Below are 26,609 nucleotides of genomic sequence, written 5' to 3' on the forward strand. Positions count from 1 at the left end.
GCATTTTAAAACAATAAAGTTTTGCAGTGCTAAGTATTGAAATAATAGTGTTTGTAACGTTTTCATAGGTGTAGCAACAAAAATATTTTCAAAACAATTTAAAATAATTTTACAAGTTTTTCGGAAATTTATTGAAATTTATCAAATTTTTTGTAAAATTTTGCGATTTAAAACAGACTTAATTGCGTAGTTTGCTTAAAAAATGAGTTTTTGGAAGTATAAAAAGCATGAGATTTAGGTAAAGAGAAATAAAAGATTAGACGTTAGAAGTTGAAACAAAAAGCTGTCGATTTTTGAGATTCTTCGACTACAAAATTTTTTTCAAAAATTTTTTCGCCCAGAATAACATGGCGAGGTGTATTGGCTTCGTACAAAGAAAACATACAAAACATAATATAAATCCAGAAGAAAATCCAACAAGATTTTCTTCAGCTTACATTGGGGTTTGGGGTATCCCCAAGCGTTTTAAGGGTGTAAAAGGTTCGGGTTTCAGGGTAAGGATATGAGGGGAAATCGCAATCCCCTTCATCCTTACCCTGGGATTAAGAAAGAAAATGTTAGTAGAATAAGGATTGGGTAAGTTTGTAATACTTAGTAAAACACATTTTGAAGCTCTTGCGAGATTTTCAAAGAAAATTTCGGGATCTTTCGACTACAAAATCCCTTCGGAATTTTTTCGCTCAAGATGACACGACTGGGTATGATATTCCTAGGTAGAAGATGTACAAAATACATTATGTGCCGAAGGCACAGCAGGAAAGCCTTAGCTTTCCTACAACTTTATTAAAAGGGGTCTTGGGGATATCCCCAAGTCGTTGGGAGGTAAAGGGGGTTTTCAAGGGGGATAGGAACCGTACGAAACGGTGCCTTTTCCCCCTTGGTAGAATAAAAAGAAAACATATATAGGAATAAAAAAGTCGTAGGGCATTACCCTACATAACAATGCCGCAAGGCATATAAAACGAATGACTATAATAGAAATAAAAAGGTAGTATGGTGACATCCTAGATAACAAATCAGGTAACTTTAGCAGATGCTTTTCAAAGAAAAAGCATCTGAGATTCTTCGACTCCAATTTTTACTTCGTAAAAATTTTCGCTCAGAATGACACACGTTGGGCTATCAAACTTCGAGTAAAAAAAACATACAAAACAAAACTAAAAATTAGAAGAAAATCCAACAAGATTTTCTTCCTCTTTCTAAGCAGGTTTTCAGGACGGCCAGTCCTGAATCGTTTGGAAGGTAAGAAAAAGGGAATTTCAAGGGGAAAAGCGATAGAAACCATACGAAAAGGTTTCTTAGTTCTCCCCTTGGTTAAAAGAGAAATTAGAGTAGAAACGAATAAAGTAGTAGGTCATCGACCTACAAAATAAAAAAAGTTTTTAGTTTGAATTTTTTCAAAAAATTCAAAAAAGAAAGCCTTTAGCTTTCCTTTTTCTTTCCCTTTTTCAGTGTTATTCTATTTATTATAACCGTCCTCATAAATTTAAAGGCTTCTTTTATACAGGCTATTGGCGCTTTTGTAAAGGAAACCAGTGAGTACCCAATAAATGAAAGATACTTTTTATTTCTCTTACTGGCTACTGCAAGCACTGCATAGTGCCTCATATTTATAAATCGTATTTGCTCCTTTGTTAAGAGGTGAAAATACTTTTTCTTTTTTTCTTGTAAAATCTTTTCGCCCTTTATTTTATTTCTTCCTGTGGAAATGGCTTCACCCTTATGTCTAAACACCACCACGTCGTACTCGTCAAGGTAACCTATTTTAAATCCATTCTCGATGGCCTTTAGCATTAGGTAAAACTCTTGCCCCATTATGGCCTGGTCAAAACCACCAATCTCTTTAAGTTTCTCCGCTTTGAACATATATGTTGGTGTTCCCGTTGCATGGCGCATTATGTGATATTTTAATAGCTCGCTATTTTCAAAGGACCAAATATCATGATAGTCCCTTACGTCTATAACGGCACCTTTTGCATTTTTAATTTCCATGTTTGAAAAAATTAAATCATAGTCATTTTCTTCAATAAACTTAACCTGCTTCGAAACCTTCTCCTCTTTATACATATCATCGTCATCTAAAAATGTTATGTAATCTCCAGTGGCTTTAAAAATTCCCACATTTCTCGCCAAAGCTCCACCAAGGTTCACTTCATTTTGTATATATATAATTCTGTCGTCATGTAGTTGTTCTATGTATTCTTTAATCTCATGCCTTCTGTCATAATCTTTAGGAGAGTCATCTATGATAATAATCTCCAAGTTTTCATATGTTTGATTTTGCAAAGATTCTACTGCCCTTTTTATATATGGAACTTCTCTTTTACATGTGGGCATTATAACTGAAACTCTCTTCATAGTCCCTCCCCTTTCAAAGTTTAATTATATCAGTTTTTGTAAGCTTTTTCCATTATCATGCTCTTTATTCCACAAAAAAACAGGTGCATTGCACCCGTCTCTATTCTAAAGCTAATTCTTTTATATCATTCTTTATATTTTCCACAACCTCTTTTATATCTTCCCTTGTAAGGCATGGATGGATTGCACAAAATCTTAGTACAGTCTTTCCTCTAAGTTGTGTTGTGTAGTAGATTGATTTATTTCTCTTTGTAGCCATCTCGGAGAGTTTGTGGTTAATTTCGTTTAGTTCTTCTTCTGAATACTTTTCATTGTAATATCTAATGTTGATACATGAAAGCATTGCCGGTGAAACTATTTCGAAATAGTCTTCCTCTTTAAATAGTTCTTCGAAGTACTTTGCAGATTCAAAACCTGTGTCGATTGCACTTCTCATTCCCTTTAGTCCAACTCTTTGTAATGTGTACCAAAGTCTCATTCCCCTTGCTGGCGATGTTAGTTCTATTCCTATATCCCAGAAGTTTACTTTTGAGTCATCTGCGGCAACGTCTTTTAAGTACTCTGGGTTTGCGTTGAAGGTTCTTGTCATTGCAAGTCTGTCTTTACAGATAATCGCTGCACATCCGTATGATTGGAAAAGCCACTTATGTCCGTCCCAGCTTACTGAGTCACTTCTTTCGATGCCTTTAAACAGATGTTTGTATGATGAAAGCACTCCCGTTGCACCATATGCGCCGTCAATGTGAAGCCATGCGTCAAATTCTTCCGCAATGTCTGCAAGGTCATCTAGAGGGTCGATTGAGCCTGTGTTTGTAGTTCCTGCAGTTCCTACAATTAAAAACGGAATATATCCTTCTTCTTTATCCTTTTTCATTTGCGCTCTAAGTACATCTGGTTTTATTCTGAAAAGTTCGTCTGTTTCAACTTTTCTGATATTTTTTAGAGGCACTCCCATTATGTGAAAGCCCTTTGCTACTGATGAATGGGTTTGGTCTGAAATATATACAGTTCCCTTTAAAATCTCTTCATCTTTTAGCTTTTCATTTTTTGCAATAACTGATGCAGTTAGGTTTGCCATGGATCCGCCGGACACAAATAGTCCACCAAGTTCTTTTACAGGATATCCTATATTTTCTCCCATCCAGTTAATAAGCCACTTTTGTGCAGTTGCAACACCTTCTGAAAGCACATGTGACCCGCCATATGGAGAGTAGATTGAGTTAATAACCTCTCCCACTATTGACGCTGGGGACAGTGCCAGTGGTATAAATGAGAAGAACTTTGGATGACTTTGCTTTGTTGAATATCTGTAAATTAAATCGTGCATCTGGTCGATTACTTCATGGGCATCCCTTGGATCTTCTCCAAATTCTATATTTTTAATTTCATCTTCTTTGTCTAAAGGTATGGGATTATCTATATCAAAATCCCTAACATTTTCTTGATTATCAAGTAGTTTTGGCATTAGAGTTGCTAAAATTTCTTTAGCTTCCTGCCAATCGTATAAAATCTCTTTTTCATCTCTTTGATTTTCCATTCTATCCCTCCCTATAGGATTATACCACTAGTTAAATAGTGGGGTCATCCTACCTATTCTTTCTTTTAAATGAACCAAGGATTCCCCTTGCCATCTCTCTTCCAATTTGCCTTGTAAAGGCTCCTAAGATGGAGTTTACAGTCTTGTCAACGTATTTGTACTTTTCTTTTCTCTCGCGTTCTTCCTGTCTGCGAATTTTTTCCGCTTCCTTCTCCATTCTTTCCATTTCTTTTCTATCAAGTTCCTCTTGTTTTCTTCTCTCTTCTTCAAGTTCTGCCTGTTTTTGCTCTTCTTCCTCTTCCTTTAGCCTTTCAGACAAGATTTCATAGGCTGAGACTCTATCTATGGTCTCCCTATACTTTTCAAAAATATCAGAGTTTGAAACTATATACTGTAAATCAGAGGCTGAAATTACATCAAAGGAGCTATGTGGTGGTCTGATAATGACCTTCTCAACTTCCGTTGGAGTGTTTTTCTCGTCAAGGGTTTGTATAACAGCTTCCCCAACTCCAAGATTTAATATTTCGTCCATGGTGTCAACGCCTTCCCTTTGTCGTAGAGACTCGGAAATAACCTTAACAGCCTTTGCTTCCTTTGGTGAAAAGGCCCTAAGTTAATGAATAATCTTTGTGCCAAGTTGCGCGGAGATTTCATTTGGAATATCAAGAGGATTTTGAGTTATAAAGAAAACTCCCACACCCTTTGAACGAATCAACCTAACAACGGTCACAATCTTTTCCAATAAATTCTTTGAAATATTATTAAATATTAAATGAGCTTCATCAAAGAAAAATACCATAACAGGTTTTTCAGGATTACCTACTTCAGGAAGTATTTCAAAAAGCTCAGAGAAAAGATAAATTAAAAATGCACAGTATAGCCTTGGCTTTTGCATTAGCCTCTTGCTATTAAGTATATTTACAAATCCATTTCCCAGTTCGTCCTTTGTTAAAAAGTCCTTTATATCAACGGCAGTTTCTCCAAAGAATTCATTTGCCCCCTCTTCCTCAAGAACAAGTAGTTTTCTTTGAATTGCAGCAATGGAAGAACCTGAAATATTTCCATACTTTTCAGAAATCTCTTTAGAATTTCTCCTTAAGTGGTCAAGCATTTGAGTTAAGTCCTTGAAGTCCAAAAGTAAAAGACCCTCTTCATCAGCAACCCTAAATAAAACATTTAAAACGCCTTCTTGAGTTTCATTTAGTTCCAGCACTTCAGATAAAAGCACAGGACCAAACTGTGACACAGTAACCCTAAGAGGAATTCCTTCTTCCTTATATATGTCCCAAATATTAATAGGATAGTTTCTATATTCAAAATCAGACAAACCTAAAGTCTGTAGTCTTTCATTTAGCTTTTCACTGGCAGTTCCAACCTTAGAAAGATTAATTATATCTCCCTTAACATCACTGATAAAAGTTGGCACACCAAGGCTCGAAAGCTCTTCACATAAAACCTTTACAGTAACGGTCTTTCCACTGCCCGTCGCCCCAGAAATAATACCATGCTGGTTCAGTTTGTCACTTAGTAAATTAAAGTTATTATCTCCCTTACCTAAATATAAATCCATAATGCCTCCTTCGCCCTTTAAGGTTATTATATCATTAAAAAGGAAGGGGAAAAGTTTTAAAAAACTTTTTATGAAAATTTTATTTTTGTTTTGTAGTACGTTGTCCTACTACCATTTATTTCTATTATATTTTATCATTTAATTCTACCAAGGGGGAAAATAGGAAGAAAGTTTTAAAAAACTTTAAATCAAAAGTTTTCGCCTTACGGCATAGTCATTAAGTTTTATAAACTTACCTAATTTTTATTTTACTAAAATTATTTTCCCTATTCTCAGGGTAAGGATGAAGGGGATTGCGATTTCCCCTCATATCCTTACCCTGAAACCCGAACCTTTTACACCCTTAAAACGCTTGGGGATACCCCAAACCCCATTGTAAGATGTAGAAAATCTTTTTGGATTTTCTTCTATTTTTATGGATTTGTTTTATAAGGTTTTTATTTTCATTTTTATTTGTTTCTAGTTTTTATATTTATTTTCTTGAGATTCTTCGACTTCAATTTTTTGTACCAAAAAATTTTGAAAATGGTACCCCTTTTTCAAATAAATCTCTTAAAATTAATGACAAAAACTTTGCTTCCCATAAAAACACTCATGCGGAGTCAAATATCCTATTGAACTATGAGGTCTTTCAGTATTGTAATAATTAGTCCAATATTCTACTATCATCTTGTATTGTTCTACAGTGTAATGTTTCACTGACCCTATTTCTGTTTTCATGCTCTTAAAGAATGTTTCTATGAATATATTATCTACTGGTCTATATGGTCTGGACATACTGCTAATTATCCCATTTTCTTTTAAAGTTGATTGAAACAACTTACTTGTGAACTGTGGTCCTCTATCTGAAAGTATCATATCTGGCTTACCATACTTTCTTATCGCTTCTTCTAATGTGTCAACCGCAAACTGTGCATCCATTTTAAATGATTGTTTGTTTCCTACAAGCACCTTCCTTTTTATGTCTATTATTGCACAAGTATATACCTTTTTCTCAGCTGTTTTTTGTTCTGTAAAGTCTATTGCCCAAGCATTTACTTTATCTTGTTCTTCTTCTGGCATTTCGTTATATATGTTTTCTGATACGTATTTTTCACTAGTTTCTTCACATGTATATACGTTCTTTATTCTAGGTCTACCATATTTACCTACTAGCCCTAGTTCTTTCATAATGTTACTTATTTTCTTCTCTGAAAAAACTATATTATCCCTTTGTAGACACACTTTAAGCATTCTTCTTCCGAAGCTTCTATTATGCTTTATGAACATTTCTTTAACTAGATTTTTTTCTTCTTCAGTATATCTTGGTTTCCTAGGGTTTTTTCTTCTGTAGTAGTATCTTTGCTCATTAATATTCAATACTCGGCATACTATGCGCACTGGATATTCTGTTAGATGTTCCACCGCAAAGTCTACTATCTTATCTTCTTCTTCGCAAAGTATGCCTCGGCTTTTTTTAATATTTCATTCTCCATTTCAAGTTCTTTTAATCTTTGATATATTTCAAGATCTCGTCCTGGAACTACTCCTTTTCCAGACATTCCTATTTCAGCATGTTTATTATATTCATCAACCCATCTATGGATTGTTTGTCTATCTAGGTCATACATTTTACATATTTCTGATGTTTTCATGTTTCCTAAAAGCTTAAGTTGTACTATTTTGATTTTAAATTCTTGAGAGAATGTTCTTCTTTTTAATTTTGACATTTAATTTTCCCTTCTATTTTGTAATTAAAATGATTTGCTCTTAATTGTTATGAAGTTTTTTCTAAAGGTTCTGTCAAGGAGAAAAGCGAAGCGATCCTTGACGGGTTCTTTGAAAAAACTAGAATTTAAGAGCCAGCAAATCATTTAGTCTGTCATTAGCGATGTATATGATTTCATTATACCATTCTCTTTCGCTCAGAATGACACACGTGGGGCTATCACATTTCGTAAAAAGATAACATACAAAACAAAACTAAAAAAACAGAAGAAAATCCAACAAGATTTTCTTCCTCTTGCTAAGCAGGTTTTCAGGACGGCCAGTCCTGAATCGTTGGAGGTGCAGGGTGTGGGTTTAAAAGGGCGAGGGATAGGAACATACGAAACGTTCCTAAGTCCCTCGCCCTTTGGTATAGAATGAATAACTTTATTAGAAATAACAAGGTAGTAGGGCATTGCCCTACATAACAACACCATTGTTTGCTGCCTTTTTAAAGGCAAAAAAAAGGACCCTAAGCAATGCTTGAGGTCCATTTTTTCAATTCTTATTTGTCTAATGGTTTTTCTGCTGATACTGCCCAGTCTCCTGAGTTAGTAACTTTTTCACCATTACCATAACCTGCGTCATAGTTTAGCACACGGTTATTAACCATTTGCCATCCTGTTCTCCATTGTAGTGGAATTGCAGGTACTTCATCAAATACTATTTGTTGGAAGTCTTTGTAAGCTTGAGCCATGAATTCTGGGTCTGCTGCTTCTGGACTTGTAATTCTGTCAATAGCTTCTTGTAACTTGTCAGAAGTATATCTTGACATGTTAAATGCTGCACTATTTCCATAAGTTTCTTTTGGACTTGGGTTTGTTCCTACTCCCCAAGCTGCTGCGAATACGTCGATTCCAGGGTCTTCTGCTTCAAGTTTATCATAGAATGAGTTAAATTCTATTAGGTTACCTGTTGCAAGTTCAGCCTTGATACCGATCTTTTCCCAACATTGTAGATAGTATTGTGAAAGTGGTTCTTGTGTATCTCCACCTGACATCATAGCTAGATTGATGCTGAAAGGTTCGCCATTTGGATCTTCTCTAAATCCGTCGTTGTCAACGTCTTTGTATCCAGCTTCATCAAGAAGTTTCATAGCTTTGTCTGGATCGTATACATATCCTTCAATGTCGTTGTTGTAGAATTCTGTAAAGATAGGAAGTGTAACTGACTTAGCTAATTCGTTGTGTCCTTTGTAGAACTTTTCAGCGATAGCATTTTGGTCAATTGCATATCCTAAAGCTTTTCTTAGGTTAACATTCGCCATTTTAGCGTCTGGATTTGTAGTGATTTCTCCCTTTTCCTTGTCATAGTGTCCAAGTGCAAATCCAAAGTAACTATAGAAGAAGTCACCTGTTCCTACCATTTGGTATCCTGGAACATCTTGTAATTCGTCTACAGATTTAGATGGCACTGAAGAAATCATGTCGTATTTATGTGCTTTCATTGCAGATACTACGTTTGATACTGGAACAACTTCAATGTTTATCTTAGCGATTTTAGGTTTTCCTTTGTAGTAGTGTTCGTTTGCTGAAAGCTCAATCTTTTGTCCTTGTACATAGTTTGAAATGTAGTAAGGTCCAGCTGAAAGTGGTTTAACACGAATTTGGTCTGATTCTTCTAGTTCACCTATAGGAATATCTTTTAGATAGTGATATGGTGATAGGTCAACACGAAGTCCTGAACCCCATTGAGTTGCAGGTGTAAGTTCAGTGTATTGAACAACAACTGTGTGATCGTCTGGTGTAGTTATACCTTCAATCTTATCAGTTTTTCCTTCATGATATTCTTTCATACCAACGATTCTTTCGTCTTCTGTCTTATCATAACGAACTCCAGTGTAATCCTTATGTCCAACGATGTAGTATGGATAAGCTAAGTCCATAGCTGTAACTGGTGTACCATCGTTCCATTTTAAATCTGGATTTAACTTGAAAGTAACTGTCTTTGCATCTTGATCATAGTTTATTTCAACTCTGTCAGATGAAATTATACGGAAACTGTCATCAGAATCGTATAGGTTTCCACCATTCATTAGTCCCATAACAGTACTATCGTTTTGATCACTGTATAGTGATGCGTCAAACACACCTTTAATTGGTGAATCTGATACTAGACCATATTCAAGAATACCGTCTTCAATTGGTTCCCCTTCGTTCTCTACAGGTAGACTCTTAACGTCCCAATTGATTTTGGATTCGCCGTTGTCCTTGCTTACAACTTCAGTTGAGTTTGTGTTGCCTGCGCCAGTAGAACCAGTTTTTCCACTGTCTGCAGGTTTACATGCTGTTAGCGACATTCCAACTGCCAATGTTAATGCTAACACTTTGGTAAATTTTTTCATTTCTACACTCCTTTTTTTATTTTTTACATGCTAAGCATGAAAAATAACTAATTAAACCCTTCTTTGTTTTGCGTCTGCAGCCCTTCTTAGAGCTTGTCCCACATAGTTTATAGATAGGGTGAATACAAGTACCAAAAGCACCGCCGGAACCCATATATATAGCTTATCTGCAATAACTTCTGGGTCTTTTGCGTATGAGATTAAAGTTCCAAGGGATGGCTCTTTTAGTGGTAAACCGAATCCTAGGAAGGTAAGTCCCGTTTCAATACCTATATTTGCAGCTAATGCCAGTGTACTGTCAACGATTATTATTGAACCTATATTTGGAAGTATCTCTCCAAACATTATCTTTAATGGTGGTGTTCCCATTGTCTTTGAAGCGGATATATAGTCCTTTCTTCCTTCAGAAAGTGACTTTGATCTTACAAGCCTTGCCACCCCTGTCCAATAAAACGCCGACATTATAAGAACAAATTTCCATTTGTTGTATTTTGGAATAATTGTTACAAGTACGATTATTATCATGGTTACTGGAAGAACTTGTAAAAAGTCTATAATTCTCATGATTATATTGTCCACCATTCCACCGTAGTAACCGATTATAAGTCCAACTGTTACACCAAGTACCGTTGTGATCACTGTTACTAAAAATCCAATTTGTACCGATGTGTAACCACCAAGAAGAAGTTGTCCTAGAATATCCCTTCCACCTTTGTCGGCACCAAGGATAAATCCTTCTTCTCCCGGTCTTGCATAGGAGTTGAATATATCAACTTCCATAACAGCTTTTTTATCTAAAACAATTCTTGATACAATTAGTCCTATTATTAAAATGCAAAGCAAAAAGAATGATACCAGTGCAATTTTATCGTTTTTAACTTCGTTTACTATAACTTTAAAACCCATTGGTTTCTCTGAAACTTCTGGTTTTTTCTTCATTGTTTTTTCCATATTGCACCCCCTAGTCTATCCTTATTCTAGGGTCAACTATGGTCATAATGATGTCAGATAGAAGTGAACCCATTAGTGTTAGTAGTCCATATAACAACACTAGGGTTGTTATAACTGAATAGTCTCTAGAGGTTATACTCTCTATGAACAAAGAACCCATTCCTGGATATGCAAATACAGTTTCAATCATTACTGAACCTCCAAGAAGTCCTGTGATTTGGAAACCGAAGAAAGCTGCAATTGGAAGTAGTGAGTTTCTAAAAATATGGTGGCTGTACACCTTTTTTGTAGGAACCCCTTTTGCCCTTGCTGTTCTTACATAGTCTTGAGTCTTTGCATCTATAATTTCATTTCTTAAATATTGCACTGTACCTGTTGTTGCAATTAGTGCATATGATAGAGCAGGTAATAACATGTGGTATAGTCTTGAACCAATGTATGAAAGACCTGTTCCAGCAGATATTGAAACCGTTCCACCAGTTGGGAACCACTTTAATCTATAACCAAAGATTAAAAGTGAAACCAAGTACATTACAAAGCCCGGTATGGATAGGGTTAAGAAGTTATACAGGTTAATGGCCTGGTCCACCTTCGTGCCGCTTTTCCGCCCCGCAATAATTCCTAGAGGAAGAGCGATTGCATACATCAATATCATTGATAGTAGTGCTAACCAGAAAGTGTTTTGTGCCCTTGCTCCAATAACTCTATTTACAGGCATCTTCATTGTATATGACTTACCGAAGTCGCCATGTACTGCATTCTTTAACCATCTTACATATTGTGTTGGTATTGGGTCGTTAAGCCCAGCCTTTTCCCTAAGTTCCTCAAGCCTTGATTGTGGTGTTTGAGGATTTATCATTCCTGTGAACGGATCCCCAGGCATGAACTTTGCAAGTACAAACACAAATATAGAAAGTATAAATAGCTGAGGTATCATAATTAAAGTTCTACGCAATACTGTTTTCCACATTGTACAATACCCCCTTGTCTTTTATTGCTGCATAGTGATCTTCTCCTACTTCAATAAGGTCGTAAACCCTACCTTCAGGACTATAATAATCACCTTTTTCTTCATGATATAACTTTTCAACTGCAATTCTATTGGCTTGAACCTCTTTTTTAATATTTGGGTTCACTTGAGGAATGGCAGCTATAAGTCTCTTGGTGTAAATGTGAGCAGGTTCTTTATAGATAACATCTCTATTGCCCTGTTCAACAAATCTACCTCTGTGCATAATGTAGATGTAGTCACACATATGCTTTACAACCCCTAAGTCATGGGAAATAAATAGGTAGGCAAGTCCAAAAGCCTCTTGAATATTTTTCATGTAGTTTAAAACTTGGGCTTGAACTGAAAGGTCCAGTGCAGAAACCGGTTCGTCAGCTATGATTAGCTTTGGTTTTAATGCAACGGCCCTTGCTACACCAATTCTTTGTCTTTGTCCACCAGAGAACTCGTGAGGATATTTGTAAAGTGCATCATGAGGCATACCTACAATGTCAAGTAGCTCAAGAACTCTTTTCTTTCTCTCCTCAGGAGTTAATGTCTTTTCAAAGTTATCAAGGGGTTCTGCAATAATATCTAAAACCCTTCTCTTAGGGTCTAGTGAAGATGCAGAATCTTGGAAAATCATTTGAACATCTTTATTAAATTTTATTCTTTTTCTAGTTTTTTTATTTGAAACATCTTCCCCGTTATAGATGATACTTCCGTCAGTTATCTTTTCAAGGCCTACAATTGTCTTACCAATTGTAGATTTTCCAGAACCAGACTCTCCAATAAGTCCATAGGTCTTTCCAGGTTCTATAGTCATATTCACGCCGTCAACAGCACGAACATAGTCTTGAATAGTGTTAAAGAAGCCTCCCCTTATAGGGTAATGTATCTTTAGATCTTTAATTTCTAAAAAGCTCATTCCTTCACCTCTTCCCCTGGAAAATAGAAAGTCTTGTAACAAGTACATCTTACAAAGTGACCTTCTGATACTTCATGAAGTACCGGATCTTCTTCGTGGGCTTCCGCTGGAATCCATGGGATTCTTGAAGAGAATCTACATCCAGTCTTAGGCATGTTCTTAAGAGATGGAACCATACCTTGAATAACATGAAGATCTTCTCCCACCGCATCATCCTGTGGCACGGAGTTTAGTAGAGATCTTGTATAAGGATGAAGAGGGTTGTTAAATAGCTCTTCCACCGGTGCTATTTCAACAAGTTGACCAGCGTACATAACCGCAACTCTATCAGCAGTTTGAGCAACAACACCAAGATCGTGAGTAATTAAAATAATTCCTGCATTGATTTCTTTTCTTAACTTATTAATAAGATCTAGGATTTGTGCCTGTATAGTTACATCAAGAGCAGTTGTAGGTTCGTCTGCAATAAGCACATTTGGATTACATGAAAGTGCAATGGCAATAATAACACGCTGACGCATACCACCAGATAGTTCATGAGGAAACTGTCTATAACATCTTTCCGGGTTTTCTATCCCAACTTTGTCTAAAAGTTCGATAGCTTTTTTCTTTCTCTCTTCTTTATTCAGCTTAGTATGATAAATAAGAGCTTCCTCAATTTGTTCCCCAATCCTATGTAGAGGATTTAGAGAAGCAAGAGGGTCTTGAAATATCATTCCAATTTCTCCACCACGTATTTCAGTGAACTTCTTTTCGTCATAAGTAAGAAGATTTTCTCCATTATATATGACTTCACCACTAACCTTAGTGTAGACCATGTTGTGTAGGCCCATCACCGTAGTAGCTATGGTTGACTTTCCACAACCAGATTCACCAACTATGGCAAGAACTTCATCAGAATAAAGATCCAGATCCACACCGTCCACCGCATCGTAGTATTCACCGTCGATACGAAAGGCTGTATGAAGATCTTTGATTTCTAAAAGTTTTTTCTTCTCCATATTTTCTCCATTCCACCCTTGCGGGTCTGTAATATTTAATAAAAAACTTTATTCATCTTAAGAATACATCTACTAAAGTTTTTTACCAAAATTCATCACATATTTTCATAAAGATTAAAGATTTTATAACTTTATGCATTGATGATTAAAATTTTTTTCCTGCAAAGATATTCAAAATCCTTACAAGAATTTACTTATTTCTATTATGATAACATAAAGCTTTCTCAAGTGGCAAATTTTTTTTAACCATATTTCAAACCTTTCCCAATTACTAAGGCTTAATGCCTAAAAAAAGAAAATTTCTCTGCTTTATAATTAAAAAAATCATCGTACCTGCAAAAAAATTTATGCAGATAAAATGAATAAATTCTCACATCACTTTTGTTTTATTATCACAATTGAATTATACTTGCATAGTTTTTATCCTATGCTCGTTTATATTAATATGATAACAGACAAAAGCAATCTTGTCTAGAACAATATTAAACAATAGTACAAAGTCACTTGAATTTCTCAGCGCTGTAATTTAATATAGAAACAGGAGGGATAGAATGAAATTTAATGAAATGAAATATGAAAGACCCAAACTTGAAGATATAAAAGAAAAGTATGAGTCATTTAAAGAAAAGATGGAAAACGCAACAAGCGGACAAGAGCTTGTTGACACAATCAAAGAATTTTCTAAATTCGAAAAAGAGATTGGAACTGCTTACTCACTAGTAAGCGTTAGACACTCCATCGACACGAGAGATGAGTTCTATAAAGAAGAAAATGACTACTGGGACGAAGTTAGTCCAGTTATGTCAAACTACTACTCAGAACTTGCAAAAGTAATCCTTAACTCAAAATATAAAGACGATGTGGAAAGAGAAATTGGTAAACACTACCTTGACCTACTAGAATGTTCACTTGTAATAGAAGAAAAGGCAATTCCATATTTACAAAAAGAAAATAATTTAATTAGTCAGTACAACAACCTAATTGCAAATTCAGAAATAGAATTTGAAGGTAAAACTTATACACTGACACAAATGGGACCACTTCTTCAAGATACCGATAGAGAAAGAAGAAAGGCTGCATACAACGCAAGATGGAACTTCTTTAAAGAAAACATGGAAACAATTGACAAGATCTATGACGACATGGTAAAGGTACGTCACGAGATGGCTGTTGCCCTTGGATACAAGGACTATATCGAATTTAGATATAAAGAACTTTCAAGAACAGACTACACAAGAGAAGAAGTTAAGAACTACAGAGAAAAAATTCTTAAAAATATCACACCACTAGTTGTAGAACTACACAAGATACAAGCAGAAGGCCTTGGCATAGAAGACTTTAAGTTCTACGACAAGCCAATTGAATTCAAAGACGGAACACCAAGACCAATGGGCGACAAGGACTACATCGTTGAAAAGGCAAAACACATGTATGAAGAGCTTTCAAAAGAAACGGGAGAGTTTTTCAACTTTATGATCGACAACGACCTAATGGACCTTAATGCACAACCTGGCAAAATGGGCGGAGGCTACTGCACTTCATTTGATGCATATAAGGCACCATTTATATTTGCAAACTTCAACGGTACAAAGGGCGACGTGGAAGTTGTAACCCACGAAGCAGGCCACGCATTCCAAAACTACATGTCACAAGACAAAGAGATTGTAGAATACATTTGGCCAACCTACGAAGCTTGCGAAATCCATTCAATGTCAATGGAATTTTTAACATGGCCATGGATGAAAGACTTCTTCGAAAACGAAGACAAATTTAAATTTGCACATCTAAAAGGAGCAATCTCATTCTTACCATATGGAGTTACCATCGACCACTTCCAACACTGGGTATACGAAAACCCAACAGCAACACCGGAAGAGAGAAGAAAGAAATTCCACGAAATTGAAATGCTTTACCAACCAGACCTAGACTATGACAATGAGTTCTTAGAAAAAGGTGGATATTGGTTTACACAGGGACATGTGTTCTCAGCGCCATTCTACTATATTGACTACACATTGGCACAAGTTCTAGCATTTGAATATTTAATCAAATCACTGGAAGATCCAAAGAAGACCTTAGACGAATATATAACATTATGTAAAGCCGGTGGACAAGAGTCATTCTTTAACCTAATTGAAATTGGAAAACTTAAAAACCCAATGACAACAGACGTGCTTGATGAAATAAAACCAAAACTAGAAAAGATTTTAAAGGAATTAAAAGAAAAGATATCATAAAAAAGATGCCAGTTGGCATCTTTTTTTATGAGAAGTATATGTTTAGAGGTGAGAAGTTAGAGAAATGCATGTCGTGGCTTAACGAGAGTTTCTAAAAGAAACTCTCGAGATTCTTCGACTTCAAAAATTTCTTACAGAAATTTTTTACGCTCAGAATGACAATACCGGTAGCAATATTCCTAATAATAGTGCCGAAGCACTAAAAGAAAATCAAACAAGATTTTCTTCATTTTTCACCGGGGTTTGGGGTGTCCCCAAGCGTTTTAAGGGTGTAAAAGGTTCGGGTTTCAGGGTAAGGATATGAGGGGAAATCGCAATCCCCTTCATCCTTACCCTGAGATTAGAAATGAAAATTTTGTTAAGTATGATTACTCATAGTTTTTAAAACTTTGCAAAACACATTATGATACTTTTGCCGAGATTTTCAAAGAAAATCTCGAGGTCGCCTTCTGACACTTTCCTATAGGAAAGTGAAACGAGATCGACATTTGACCTAGTATTTGCAAATAAGTCATAACAAACAAAAACTCTAATTTACAATCTAAGTATAAAAAATGCACGCATATGCGTGCATAATTTATTTAATATTTTATCCGTTTAAAATTATTTCTTCAAAGTACTTGTAATTATCTATGAGAACATCGGTTTCTGGTATATAGGACGCTCCGATAACTTCGTCTGGCTTGTACTCTTCTTTGATGCGCTTCCAAGTTTTTGATGCTTCATCAATGTCGCCTTCAATGGATAGACCCTTGGAAGTTCTAAGGACAAATTTTTCCATGGACGTGAGTTCAGGCTCATTGTCAGGATCTAGTTTCATAAATTCCTTGCGTTCTTTTCTGATAAATTGCAGAGAAATATTTTCAGCGTGCTTCTTTAGAACTTCCGCTTCTTTCTTGGTCTTTGCAATGTTAACAGAAGTGCCAAGCATTACATAAGGTTTATCCAGATATTTTGAAGGCTTGAATTCTTTTCTGTAAATGCCAAGGGCATAACCAATAGTATTTGGTGCAAAGTGGCCAGCAAAAGAATACGGTAGACCGAGCTCTGCTGCTATGTGGGCAGAGGTTTCCGATGAGCCTAGTATAGTTAGAGGAATTTTTGAGCCAGCTCCTGGAAAAGGTGCCACATCTAAATTCCATGCATCATCAGACATATACATTTGCATTTCCTGGATAGCCTTTTTAAAATCTTCTTCTCTATAAATATTTCTATAAATTAATTCTGCCGTTTTCATATCTGTGCCAGGTGCACGGCCGATGCCTATGTCAACCCTGCCAGGGTGGAGAATATTAAGGGTCGCATATCTTTCGACAACTTGAAATGGCGTGTGGTTGGGAAGCATTACTCCGCCAGCCCCAACTGTAATTCTCTTTGTATTATTTAAAATGTGGCCAATCATTAGATCTGTGGCGGCACCTAAAACTGCTGGGCTGTTGTGGTGTTCTGCCAGCCAGTACCTAGAAAAATCGTGATCGTCAGCAAATTGTGCCAAAGAAACTGCTCTATTTATGGCATCAATTTGACTTTCGTCCCTGAATTTTGGTATTAAATTTAAAATTGAAACTTTTGTCATAATAACTCCTTTCTATTTACATTTACCCAATATAGTGAGTTATTAATTATCCCATACTCTTTTAATTGAAAAAACTATAATTTAAGAGCTAGAAAATCATTTAGTCTGTCATTAACGATGTATATGATTTCATTATACCACTCACTTCCGCTCAGAATGACATGGCGAGGGACTAACATTTCTAGGAAAGATGAAAAACTTACGAAATACAACTATAAAAACACAAGAAAATCCAACAAGATTTTCTACAGCTTTAAATGGGGTTTGGGGTATCCCCAAGCGTTTTAAGGGTGTAAAAGGTTCGGGTTTCAGGGTAAGGATATGAGGGGAAATCGCAATCCCCTTCATCCTTACCCTGAGAATAGGAATGAAAATTTTGTTAAGTATGATTACTCAAAGTTTTTAAAACTTTGTAACACATGCCGCAAGGCATATAAACGAATGACTATAATAGAAATAAAAAGGTCGTAGGGTAACACACTAGATAACAAATCAGGAAACTTAAACGGACAGTTTCCAATTAGAAACTGTCCGAGATTCTTCGACTTCAATTTTTTTGTGCCAAAAAAATTTCGAAAATGGTACCCCTTTTTCAAATAAATCTCTTAAAATTAATGACAAAAACTTTGCTTCCCATAAAAACACTCATGCGGAGTCAAATATCCTATTGAACTATGAGGTCTTTCAGTATTGTAATAATTAGTCCAATATTCTACTATCATCTTGTATTGTTCTACAGTGTAATGTTTCACTGACCCTATTTCTGTTTTCATGCTCTTAAAGAATGTTTCTATGAATATATTATCTACTGGTCTATATGGTCTGGACATACTGCTAATTATCCCATTTTCTTTTAAAGTTGATTGAAACAACTTACTTGTGAACTGTGGTCCTCTATCTGAAAGTATCATATCTGGCTTACCATACTTTCTTATCGCTTCTTCTAATGTGTCAACCGCAAACTGTGCATCCATTTTAAATGATTGTTTGTTTCCTACAAGCACCTTCCTTTTTATGTCTATTATTGCACAAGTATATACCTTTTTCTCAGCTGTTTTTTGTTCTGTAAAGTCTATTGCCCAAGCATTTACTTTATCTTGTTCTTCTTCTGGCATTTCGTTATATATGTTTTCTGATACGTATTTTTCACTAGTTTCTTCACATGTATATACGTTCTTTATTCTAGGTCTACCATATTTACCTACTAGCCCTAGTTCTTTCATAATGTTACTTATTTTCTTCTCTGAAAAAACTATATTATCCCTTTGTAGACACACTTTAAGCATTCTTCTTCCGAAGCTTCTATTATGCTTTATGAACATTTCTTTAACTAGATTTTTTTCTTCTTCAGTATATCTTGGTTTCCTAGGGTTTTTTCTTCTGTAGTAGTATCTTTGCTCATTAATATTCAATACTCGGCATACTATGCGCACTGGATATTCTGTTAGATGTTCCACCGCAAAGTCTACTATCTTATCTTCTTCTTCGCAAAGTATGCCTCGGCTTTTTTTAATATTTCATTCTCCATTTCAAGTTCTTTTAATCTTTGATATATTTCAAGATCTCGTCCTGGAACTACTCCTTTTCCAGACATTCCTATTTCAGCATGTTTATTATATTCATCAACCCATCTATGGATTGTTTGTCTATCTAGGTCATACATTTTACATATTTCTGATGTTTTCATGTTTCCTAAAAGCTTAAGTTGTACTATTTTGATTTTAAATTCTTGAGAGAATGTTCTTCTTTTTAATTTTGACATTTAATTTTCCCTTCTATTTTGTAATTAAAATGATTTGCTCTTAATTGTTATGAAGTTTTTTCTAAAGGTTCTGTCAAGGAGAAAAGCGAAGCGATCCTTGACGGGTTCTTTGAAAAAACTAGAATTTAAGAGCCAGCAAATCATTTAGTCTGTCATTAGCGATGTATATGATTTCATTATACCATTCTCTTCCGCTCAGAATGACATGGCGAGGGACTAACATTTCTAGGAAAGATGAAAAACTTACGAAATACAACTATAAAAACACAAGAAAATCCAACAAGATTTTCTTCCTCTTACTATGCAGGTTTTCAGGACGGCCAGTCCTGAATCGTTTGGAAGGTAAGGAAGAGGGGATTTCAAGGGGAGAACGTTAGAAACCATACGAAAAGGTTTCTTAGTTCTCCCCTTGGTTAAACGAGAAAGTGGATTAGTAATAAAATGGTAGTAGGTCATCGACCTACAAAATAATATATTATGAGACTTTTGCCGAGATTTTCAAAGAAAATCTCGAGATACTTCGACTCGCTTCGCTCGCTCAGTATGACAGTGCCGGCAGGCATCAAACCTCGTAGGGCATTGCCCTAGAAAATAAGAAAAAATAAAAAAAGAAGGAAAGCTTTGCTTTCCTCCCCTTCCTTTAGTGTGTTTTCCCTCCAGTAACTTTTATATCTGTATCATTTTCCACAATTGCTTCTATTGCAAGTTCTAACGCCTTTACAATTGTATCCAGTGCCATTGATGGCATGTTCTTCTTATCAGTAACTTGTTCTGGTAAGAATGGAATGTGAATAAATCCAGTTCTCATGTTTGGGTATTTTGTTGCTTGAATGTGACAAACTCCATAAAGAACGTGGTTACAGATAAATGTTCCTGCAGTGTTTGAAACTGATGCTGGAATTTTTCCTTCTTTAATATGTTCAACCATTGCCTTTATTGGTAGAGTTGAAAAATATGCCGCTGGGCCATCTTCTGCTACCTTTTCGTCAATTGGTTGATTACCTTCGTTGTCTTTAATTCTGCAGTCGTCGCAGTTTATTCCAACTCTTTCCACTGTAATGTCAGGTCTTCCCCCTGCTTGTCCAATGGATAGTACCACATCGGGGTTAACTTCTTCAATCTTTTCTCTAATCTTATTAACAGATTTTCCAATTACTGTAGGAATTTCTAACTTAATTATTTCCGCTCCCTTAATTTCATCCGGTAATTTCTTTACCGATTCAATTGCTGGGTTAATAGATTCACCGCCAAATGGGTCAAATCCAGTTACTAAAATTTTCATTAAATCACTCCTTAGTTAAAATCCAAATACTAACATCAAAATAATGTGAACAACAATTAAAGTTAATGCCACAGGTGCTTGAGTCTTCATAATTGTGTACTCGTTCTCTGTTTCAAGTATAGCCGCAGGAACGATATTGAAATTTGCAGCCATTGGAGTCATAAGAGTACCACAGTAGCCACAAGTCATACCAAGGGCACCAATTACAGCTGGGTTTGCACCATTTGCAATTACAAATGGAATACCAACACCAAGAGTAATAACGGTAAATGCAGCAAAGGCATTACCCATGATCATTGTAAATATAACCATACCTAGGCAATATGCAACTACACCTAATACTTTTGCTCCCGGTGGCACAATAGCAGTTACACCAGAACCAATAACTTCACCAACTCCCGCCGCTGCAAAAACAGTACCAAGAGCACCTAGAAGTTGAGGTAATAGTGACGAACTACCAATAGTCATAAGCATCTTTGCAGTATCTTCCTTAGTTTCATGAAATTTAGCCTTTGTAATAACAAGGGCGATGATTATGGCTATTATAGATGATATACCCAAAGTTTGCGCCGCTGAAAACCCAAAGAAAATTGGACCCTCTTCACCAGTACCAACAGGAATTTTAAAACTCTTTGCTTGAGCCATAATCATGGCAATAATACCAATAGCAAGAGCAGGAATAAAGATTTTATTGCCAACTCTCTTACCATACTCTACCTTTTGTTCCTCACTTTGGTTTTCAAACTCACCAACTTGAACTTGTTTAGTCAAAGTTAAAACACCAAGCACAAGTAAAAGGCCACCAACAATTGCTCCACCATATTCTAGTTTGTCAACTAAAAGCTTACCAGTGCAGAACAAAATACCAAGTAAAGTCCAAAAGACAAAAGTTCCCATCCTAGATTTTTTATTTCTTAGACCAGTAATACCAGTCATAATACAAATCAGTCCACATAAAATATAGATGATTTCATCAATTATAATGCTGTTATCAGCTATAAATTTAAACATGCTTCATGTCCTTTCTTAATCTTCTCTCATATAGATAACATTGTACTAGAGCTAAAATAAGCATGGAAACCCCAGCTAAAATAGAACTCTTCGCTATCTCGCCATTAGTAACATCGTAACCAGCTTGGTTAAGAGTACCTTGAATTAAAAGTACACCAGAAGCCACAGGGAAAATATTTTGTCCAAAAAAGTTTCCGTAGTTTTCAGCAGCCCCAGCAAGGCCTTTCAACTCCTCAAGCCTCTTGTCAGAAAGCTCAACCTTCTTATTAGCAGCTCCTTCAGCCATAGGTAAAATTAATGGTCTAACAAATTGAACGTGACCACCCAGGCGTAGAGAAAGGGCCGCCGCTGCCCATCTAATTAAGATGTAAAGCCCAACAACACCACCGGCACTGGCAGACTTCATCTTTTGAATAGCCTCCGCCGCCCTGTCCTTAAGACCATATCTTTCCATAATGGCAATTAGAGGTAAACTTAAGAAGAAAAGTGACATGTATCTGTTGTTTACAAATCCCTTTCCAATTACATCTAATACTTCAACAATTGGCATTCCGGCAATAAGTCCAGTAACCAATCCAGATATAAGCACTACTGCAACAACATCAAGCTTTAAAGCAAAGCCAATGACAATTATCAGTACGCCTACTAAAACCCAATAGTTCATATAGAACCTCCTTCTATTAGAATAAAATAAATTCATACAGCACAAGTATCGCAAAATATAATAAAAGCGCCGCATTTTTTAATTATACCATATGAAGGGGGAAGTTTTTTGTAAAAACTTTTTTGTAAAAACTTTTTTGGTTTTTTTGTTTTGTAGGGCAACGCCCTACTACCTGTTTATTTCTATTATATTTTATCTTTTAATTCTACCAAGGGGGAATAAGGAACCGTTTCGTACGTTCCTTTCCCCCTTGGGAACCCCCTTTACCTCCCAACGACTTGGGGATATCCCCAAGACCCCTTTTGTAAAGTAGTAGGAAAGCTAAGGCTTTCCTTACTGTGCCTTCGGCACGTTGTTTTTATTTTGTAGGGTTATACCCTACGACCTAGTTATTCCTAATATATTTTATCTTTTTACAATCAGGGGCAGGATGAAGGGAATTGCGATTTTCCCTCATATCCTGCCCCTAAAACCCCATCCTTTTACACCCTTAAAACGCTTGGGGATACCCCAAACCCCAATGTAAGCTGTAGAAAATCTTGTTGGATTTTCTTTTAGTGCCTTTCGGCACTTATATCATGCCTATACTTTCAGGAAAGAAAATTTCTATATTACAATGAATATATGTCGTCACTATCATTCTGAGCGGAAATTTTTACGAAGTAAAAATTGGAGTCGAAGAATCTCATTACTAAGTATATGTTAGAGGAACAAAGTAAATTTAATAATCCAAAAGTGTTCAAAGTTTAATATTACAAATAGAAGAAAATCCAACAAGATTTTCTTCCTCTTTCTAAGCAGGTTTTCAGGACGGCCAGTCCTGAATCGTTTGGAAGGTAAGGAAGAGGGGATTTCAAGGGGAGAACGTTAGAAACCATACGAAAAGGTTTCTTAGTTCTCCCCTTGGTTAAATGAGAAAGTGGATTAGTAATGAAAAAAGGTCGTAGGTCATAGACCTACAAAACAACAATAATTTTTTGCTTGAATTTTTTCAAAAAATTCAAAAAAAAAGAACCCCATAGGTTCTTTCTTTATTTCTTCTCAAAACGTTTCATAAACGAATCTGTCACCAGATTCCCCTTCATATAGTTCATGTCAATCTTATTCTTTATCTTAAGCGCTAGCTTATTATGCATGGCAAATGGTCCCCAGGAAAGTATCGCCTTATCATCAGACGTATTTATAATTTGAAGGTACCTCTCCTGTGGAACATAGCTTTCAAGCTCGCCGTCACCAAAGATTACATGAAACACATTGTTTACAAGAATGGGCGTCATCCTTATGGCAAACACCCCCGCCTTTGGCATATGTGGAAACTCTCTTATATGAACCATATCACCAATGGCAAGAATATTGTCCGCCGCAAATAAATTATTATTCACCTTCAAAAAGTTTCTCTCGTCCACTTCAAAACCCTTATAATTAATATCCACACCCGTAACTCCCGTACTTACTAGCGCCTGGTCAAAATGAATCTCCCCACCATCATAGTAGGCGGTGTTTCCATCAATATGGTCAATATCAACACCATACATCACATTAATATTTCTAAACTCCAGTACTTTTTTTGCTAGTTTCCTAGTTCTATCATTAAATTTAAGTAAAATATCATGCTTGTCGGCAATTGTAATATTAAGTCCCGGGTACTTATGGCCATATGCCAAGGCTAGTTCAACCCCTGCAGCGCCACCACCAATAATTAGAAGCGAATCCTGTCCACCACCAATATCCTTAAGCTCCTTAAATCCATAAATTGGCTTAACATAGTGAAGGCTTTCAGTTTCAGGACCAAAACTTTCAATAGACTTTGATCCAAGATTCATACATAGATAATCAAAACTGTAACTTTCATTTCTAGTTATAACCACATTTTCATTCTTGTCAATTTCAACAATCTCATCAAAAATTAGTTCAATATTTGGATTCTTACAATAGTCCTCCACCTTAAAAGAAACTTCCTCCAAGGAAAATGATCCATTAATATACCCAGGTAACATGCCAGAATAAAATTGTCTATCATAATTTGTAATCACAACTACCTTCAAGTCATTAAGGTCCATCTCCTGTAACTTAGAAAGAATTTGTATATGTCCATGGCCACAACCAGCCAGTACTAAAGTCTTCATAAAATCACCCCATTTATATATACCCAAGGACATATAAAAAAGGGGTTACCCCCTTAATCTATATTTTTTATTTCATTTACCACCGATGATGAAACGGAACCTTCACCACCAACAACAATAACCTTATTAATATTAGAATTGTTAGCAATAAAATCCCTTACAACCTTCGGCAAAGCGTCCTTACCAGTTAAAAGAATTGCCCCATTATTCATCTTAGCAAGAGGCGCTGAAGAAAGAGCATCGGGATAATTATTTCCATCAACCAAAATAACAGTGTCGATATTCTTATCCAAAACAGTTTCATATGCCTTTGCAATTTCAACAGAAGTGTCAAAACGACTCTTACCAGAATACCTTACCTTCTCAGCATATCCCTTAGGCACAGAAGATTTTCCACCAAAAGCCATGTAATAAGGAATCTTATTAGTATTTCCCTTTACAAAAGGATATAGATAAGTTGTAGTTGGCATTTGACCAACAAAAGGAGCAGCACTTAAACTGTCCGCAAAATTTGCCCCATCAACAACGGCAACCCTTTCGCCGGGAGTTATAAACTCCGCATATTTAAAACGCATCTCCCTTACCTTAATAGCAGTGTCAAGCCTGTTTCTTCCAGAAAGCCTTTCAACCTTGTAGCCCTTATTTAAAAGCGTTTCATAAACAGAATTAGAAATAGTCGAGTCACCACCAAGTAAAAACACAACCTCAGTCTCAAGCCTATCAAGTTCATTAAGAACATTTGAAGGGATAGAAGACTTAGAAGTTAAAAGCACCGGAGCATTTAACTGAGTGGCAAGAGTTCCACCAACAAGAGCATCGGGATAATTTTCCCCAGACGCAATAATTGCATACTTAGAATTATTAAAAGTATTAATTGAAGAAGTAACAGCAGTGTCATATCTGCTCTTACCAGAATATCTTTCAACGGTAATCCCCCTAGAAGCAAGTGAGCTTGTTGGAACTGCCGTTGCAAGTAGTAATGTACCAAGTAGTATGTATTTTAAGTTTAGTTTTTTTATTTTTTTCATTTTTTCCTCTCCTTTTAAATAATTATATCATAATAAAAGAAAGAAGCGAGATAAGAAAATGAGATATAAGAAATTTTCATGCCATAAGAAGAAAAACAAGGTCGCCTTCTGACACTTTCTTTCAGAAAGTAAAACGAAATCGACATTTGACCTACAACGAAGACTTCGTCTTCTGTTAGGTCAAGAATACTTCGACTCGCTACGCTCGCTCAGGATGACACACGTGGACTGTCACACTTCGTATAACGAAAACATACAAAATACAATTACAAAAATTATAGGAAAGCCAAAAGCTTTCCTTCTTCTTTACCATAGGGGTCTCGGGGTTACCCCGAGTCGTTGGGAGGTAAAGGAGGTTTTAAAGGGGGATAGGAACCGTACGAAACGGTGCCTTTTCCCCCTTTGTTGATTAAAATGATAAAATATATTAAAAATAAAAAAGTTGTAGGTCACGGACCTACATAACAACTCAGGAGACTTAGACGGACAGTTTTTAAAAAACTGTCCGAGATCTTTCGACTCCAAAATTTCTTCGAAATTTTTTCGCTCAAGATGACACACGTGGGGTTATCACATTTCGTAAAACAAAAACATACAAAACAAAACTAAAAAATAGAAGAAAATCCAACAAGATTTTCTTCCTCTTACTAAGCAGGTTTTCAGGACGGCCAGTCCTGAATCGTTTGGAAGGTAAGGAAGTGGGGATTTCAAGGGGAGAACGTTAGAAACCATACGAAAAGGTTTCTTAGTTCTCCCCTTGGTTAAACAAGATAATGGATTAGAAATAAATAGGTAGTAGGGCAATGCCATACAAAATTCACTTCGATATAGTTTTACGGAAACTTTCTTAAAAGAAAGTTTCCGAGATTCTTCGACTTCAAAATTCCTTCGGAATTTTTTCGCTCAGAATGACAGTGCTGGCAAGCATCAAACTTCGTAGGGCTTAGCCCTACATTACAATGCCGTAAGGCATATAAAATAAAAACCTATATTAGAAATAAAAAGGTAGTAGGGCAATGCCCTACAAAATAAAAAATGGAGATAAAAAAAGAACCCTAAGGTTCTTATGTACGCACTCTCCCGGCTTTGACTCCCTACCTCTTAACGTTACTTATGTAGTTAGCTCGAAATAGGCTACCTTACGGCACATAGAAATGACTACTTATGGCTGCTTCGTTCCCGATCTGACCAGGTTCATAGGTTTCTATTGCGTAAGACCCACTTGTCAACACCACTTGCATAAGGCTGACTTAAATTGTAAAGAGCCGGGGCCGGGAATTCGACCCTGCTGTAGCGATTGCAGGTTCAGGGCATCGCTAGTTCCCCGTCTAGTGCATGGCGGAGAATGAGGGATTTGAACCCTCGAGACGCTCATCACGCCTACACGATTTCCAATCGTGCTCCTTAAGCCGCTCGGACAATTCTCCAAGTACAGATTTTAATTATAGACTAAATAGAACAAATTGTCAACTGACTATTGCTTTGTGCAACACAACTGTT

At 36.1% G+C, this 26,609-nt stretch carries 18 protein-coding genes, 1 tRNA gene, 1 other RNA gene and 1 pseudogene; 1 reads left to right on the forward strand and 20 read right to left on the reverse strand.

The features are described 5' to 3' along the window. Positions 1 to 1,422 precede the first annotated feature (1,422 nt). The 10 genes and pseudogenes from L6651_RS04755 to L6651_RS04800 form a co-directional block, all read right to left on the reverse strand. Positions 1,423 to 2,358, reverse strand: a complete 936-nt coding sequence (locus L6651_RS04755) for a glycosyltransferase family 2 protein (protein WP_237036854.1) — start codon at positions 2,356 to 2,358, stop codon at positions 1,423 to 1,425. Between the two features lie 100 nt (positions 2,359 to 2,458). Next, positions 2,459 to 3,895: a pyridoxal phosphate-dependent decarboxylase family protein gene (locus tag L6651_RS04760; RefSeq protein ID WP_237036855.1), complete on the reverse strand. Its 1,437-nt coding sequence runs from the start codon at positions 3,893 to 3,895 to the stop codon at positions 2,459 to 2,461. 49 nt (positions 3,896 to 3,944) lie between these two features. After that, a pseudogene (locus tag L6651_RS04765) lies at positions 3,945 to 5,465 on the reverse strand (helicase HerA-like domain-containing protein). Positions 5,466 to 6,023: 558 nt separating this feature from the next. After that, positions 6,024 to 6,869 carry an IS3 family transposase gene (locus L6651_RS04770; protein WP_237036856.1) on the reverse strand — a complete coding sequence of 282 codons (846 nt, stop codon included), beginning with the start codon at positions 6,867 to 6,869 and terminating at the stop codon, positions 6,024 to 6,026. An 11-nt stretch (positions 6,870 to 6,880) separates the two neighbouring features. Next, positions 6,881 to 7,174 carry a transposase gene (locus L6651_RS04775; protein ID WP_237036857.1) on the reverse strand — a complete coding sequence of 98 codons (294 nt, stop codon included), beginning with the start codon at positions 7,172 to 7,174 and terminating at the stop codon, positions 6,881 to 6,883. 542 nt (positions 7,175 to 7,716) lie between these two features. Then, complete coding sequence (locus L6651_RS04780; RefSeq protein ID WP_237036858.1) at positions 7,717 to 9,555, reverse strand: oligopeptide ABC transporter substrate-binding protein; 1,839 nt, start codon at positions 9,553 to 9,555, stop codon at positions 7,717 to 7,719. Positions 9,556 to 9,606: 51 nt separating this feature from the next. Continuing rightward, positions 9,607 to 10,506, reverse strand: coding sequence for an ABC transporter permease (locus tag L6651_RS04785; RefSeq protein ID WP_237036859.1), 900 nt, complete (start codon positions 10,504 to 10,506; stop codon positions 9,607 to 9,609). 10 nt (positions 10,507 to 10,516) lie between these two features. Continuing rightward, positions 10,517 to 11,476, reverse strand: coding sequence for an oligopeptide ABC transporter permease (opp4B, locus tag L6651_RS04790; RefSeq protein WP_237036860.1), 960 nt, complete (start codon positions 11,474 to 11,476; stop codon positions 10,517 to 10,519). Beyond that, a complete protein-coding gene (locus L6651_RS04795; RefSeq protein WP_237036861.1) occupies positions 11,454 to 12,422 on the reverse strand; it encodes an ATP-binding cassette domain-containing protein in 969 nt (322 codons plus the stop codon). The genes opp4B and L6651_RS04795 overlap by 23 nt, the downstream gene beginning before the upstream one ends. After that, positions 12,419 to 13,423 (reverse strand): ABC transporter ATP-binding protein, encoded by a 1,005-nt coding sequence (locus L6651_RS04800; protein WP_237036862.1) that lies wholly within the window; start codon positions 13,421 to 13,423, stop codon positions 12,419 to 12,421. Before L6651_RS04800 ends, L6651_RS04795 begins: the two co-directional genes overlap by 4 nt. A gap of 551 nt (positions 13,424 to 13,974) precedes the next feature. Between L6651_RS04800 and L6651_RS04805 the strand changes: the two genes are divergently transcribed. Continuing rightward, entirely contained in the window at positions 13,975 to 15,660 is a 1,686-nt protein-coding gene (locus tag L6651_RS04805; RefSeq protein ID WP_237036863.1) for a M3 family oligoendopeptidase, read from the forward strand. A 589-nt stretch (positions 15,661 to 16,249) separates the two neighbouring features. On the opposite strand, the gene L6651_RS04810 is transcribed toward L6651_RS04805, so the two are convergent. The 10 genes from L6651_RS04810 to L6651_RS04855 form a co-directional block, all read right to left on the reverse strand. Then, positions 16,250 to 17,236, reverse strand: coding sequence for an MsnO8 family LLM class oxidoreductase (locus tag L6651_RS04810; protein ID WP_237036864.1), 987 nt, complete (start codon positions 17,234 to 17,236; stop codon positions 16,250 to 16,252). Positions 17,237 to 17,847: 611 nt separating this feature from the next. Then, positions 17,848 to 18,693, reverse strand: coding sequence for an IS3 family transposase (locus L6651_RS04815; protein WP_237036856.1), 846 nt, complete (start codon positions 18,691 to 18,693; stop codon positions 17,848 to 17,850). Between the two features lie 11 nt (positions 18,694 to 18,704). Next, positions 18,705 to 18,998 carry a transposase gene (locus L6651_RS04820; RefSeq protein ID WP_237036857.1) on the reverse strand — a complete coding sequence of 98 codons (294 nt, stop codon included), beginning with the start codon at positions 18,996 to 18,998 and terminating at the stop codon, positions 18,705 to 18,707. Between the two features lie 640 nt (positions 18,999 to 19,638). Then, the gene (pcp, locus tag L6651_RS04825) at positions 19,639 to 20,280 is read right to left on the reverse strand and encodes a pyroglutamyl-peptidase I (RefSeq protein WP_237036865.1); all 642 of its coding nucleotides are present in this window, start codon (positions 20,278 to 20,280) and stop codon (positions 19,639 to 19,641) included. Positions 20,281 to 20,295: 15 nt separating this feature from the next. Continuing rightward, positions 20,296 to 21,291, reverse strand: coding sequence for a DUF979 domain-containing protein (locus L6651_RS04830; RefSeq protein WP_237036866.1), 996 nt, complete (start codon positions 21,289 to 21,291; stop codon positions 20,296 to 20,298). Further along, positions 21,284 to 21,955 (reverse strand): DUF969 domain-containing protein, encoded by a 672-nt coding sequence (locus tag L6651_RS04835; protein ID WP_237036867.1) that lies wholly within the window; start codon positions 21,953 to 21,955, stop codon positions 21,284 to 21,286. The genes L6651_RS04830 and L6651_RS04835 overlap by 8 nt, the downstream gene beginning before the upstream one ends. Before the next feature lie 1,031 nt (positions 21,956 to 22,986). Beyond that, positions 22,987 to 24,081 (reverse strand): NAD(P)/FAD-dependent oxidoreductase, encoded by a 1,095-nt coding sequence (locus L6651_RS04840; RefSeq protein WP_237036868.1) that lies wholly within the window; start codon positions 24,079 to 24,081, stop codon positions 22,987 to 22,989. Positions 24,082 to 24,134: 53 nt separating this feature from the next. Continuing rightward, on the reverse strand, positions 24,135 to 25,109 hold the full coding sequence (locus tag L6651_RS04845; RefSeq protein ID WP_237036869.1) for a cell wall-binding repeat-containing protein: 975 nt from the start codon (positions 25,107 to 25,109) through the stop codon (positions 24,135 to 24,137). Positions 25,110 to 26,179: 1,070 nt separating this feature from the next. Further along, an RNA gene (ffs, locus tag L6651_RS04850) (signal recognition particle sRNA large type) lies at positions 26,180 to 26,446 on the reverse strand. Then, positions 26,446 to 26,536: transfer RNA gene (locus L6651_RS04855), tRNA-Ser, on the reverse strand. Before L6651_RS04855 ends, ffs begins: the two co-directional genes overlap by 1 nt. Between the last annotated feature and the right edge of the window lie 73 nt (positions 26,537 to 26,609).

The organism is Mediannikoviicoccus vaginalis (assembly GCF_928097925.1).
Taxonomy (GTDB): Bacteria; Bacillota; Clostridia; order Tissierellales; family Peptoniphilaceae; genus Mediannikoviicoccus; species Mediannikoviicoccus vaginalis.

Excerpts from the sequence above, each read along its gene's own strand:
- L6651_RS04810 (WP_237036864.1), bottom strand. The coding sequence starts at position 17,236 with ATGACAAAAGTTTCAATTTTAAATTTAATACCAAAATTCAGGGACGAA.
- opp4B (WP_237036860.1), bottom strand. The coding sequence starts at position 11,476 with ATGTGGAAAACAGTATTGCGTAGAACTTTAATTATGATACCTCAGCTA.
- L6651_RS04780 (WP_237036858.1), bottom strand. The coding sequence starts at position 9,555 with ATGAAAAAATTTACCAAAGTGTTAGCATTAACATTGGCAGTTGGAATG.
- L6651_RS04775 (WP_237036857.1), bottom strand. The coding sequence starts at position 7,174 with ATGTCAAAATTAAAAAGAAGAACATTCTCTCAAGAATTTAAAATCAAA.
- L6651_RS04800 (WP_237036862.1), bottom strand. The coding sequence starts at position 13,423 with ATGGAGAAGAAAAAACTTTTAGAAATCAAAGATCTTCATACAGCCTTT.
- L6651_RS04755 (WP_237036854.1), bottom strand. The coding sequence starts at position 2,358 with ATGAAGAGAGTTTCAGTTATAATGCCCACATGTAAAAGAGAAGTTCCA.
- L6651_RS04830 (WP_237036866.1), bottom strand. The coding sequence starts at position 21,291 with ATGTTTAAATTTATAGCTGATAACAGCATTATAATTGATGAAATCATC.
- L6651_RS04795 (WP_237036861.1), bottom strand. The coding sequence starts at position 12,422 with ATGAGCTTTTTAGAAATTAAAGATCTAAAGATACATTACCCTATAAGG.
- L6651_RS04835 (WP_237036867.1), bottom strand. The coding sequence starts at position 21,955 with ATGAACTATTGGGTTTTAGTAGGCGTACTGATAATTGTCATTGGCTTT.
- L6651_RS04840 (WP_237036868.1), bottom strand. The coding sequence starts at position 24,081 with ATGAAGACTTTAGTACTGGCTGGTTGTGGCCATGGACATATACAAATT.
- L6651_RS04805 (WP_237036863.1), top strand. The coding sequence starts at position 13,975 with ATGAAATTTAATGAAATGAAATATGAAAGACCCAAACTTGAAGATATA.
- L6651_RS04760 (WP_237036855.1), bottom strand. The coding sequence starts at position 3,895 with ATGGAAAATCAAAGAGATGAAAAAGAGATTTTATACGATTGGCAGGAA.
- L6651_RS04820 (WP_237036857.1), bottom strand. The coding sequence starts at position 18,998 with ATGTCAAAATTAAAAAGAAGAACATTCTCTCAAGAATTTAAAATCAAA.
- pcp (WP_237036865.1), bottom strand. The coding sequence starts at position 20,280 with ATGAAAATTTTAGTAACTGGATTTGACCCATTTGGCGGTGAATCTATT.
- L6651_RS04845 (WP_237036869.1), bottom strand. The coding sequence starts at position 25,109 with ATGAAAAAAATAAAAAAACTAAACTTAAAATACATACTACTTGGTACA.
- L6651_RS04785 (WP_237036859.1), bottom strand. The coding sequence starts at position 10,506 with ATGGAAAAAACAATGAAGAAAAAACCAGAAGTTTCAGAGAAACCAATG.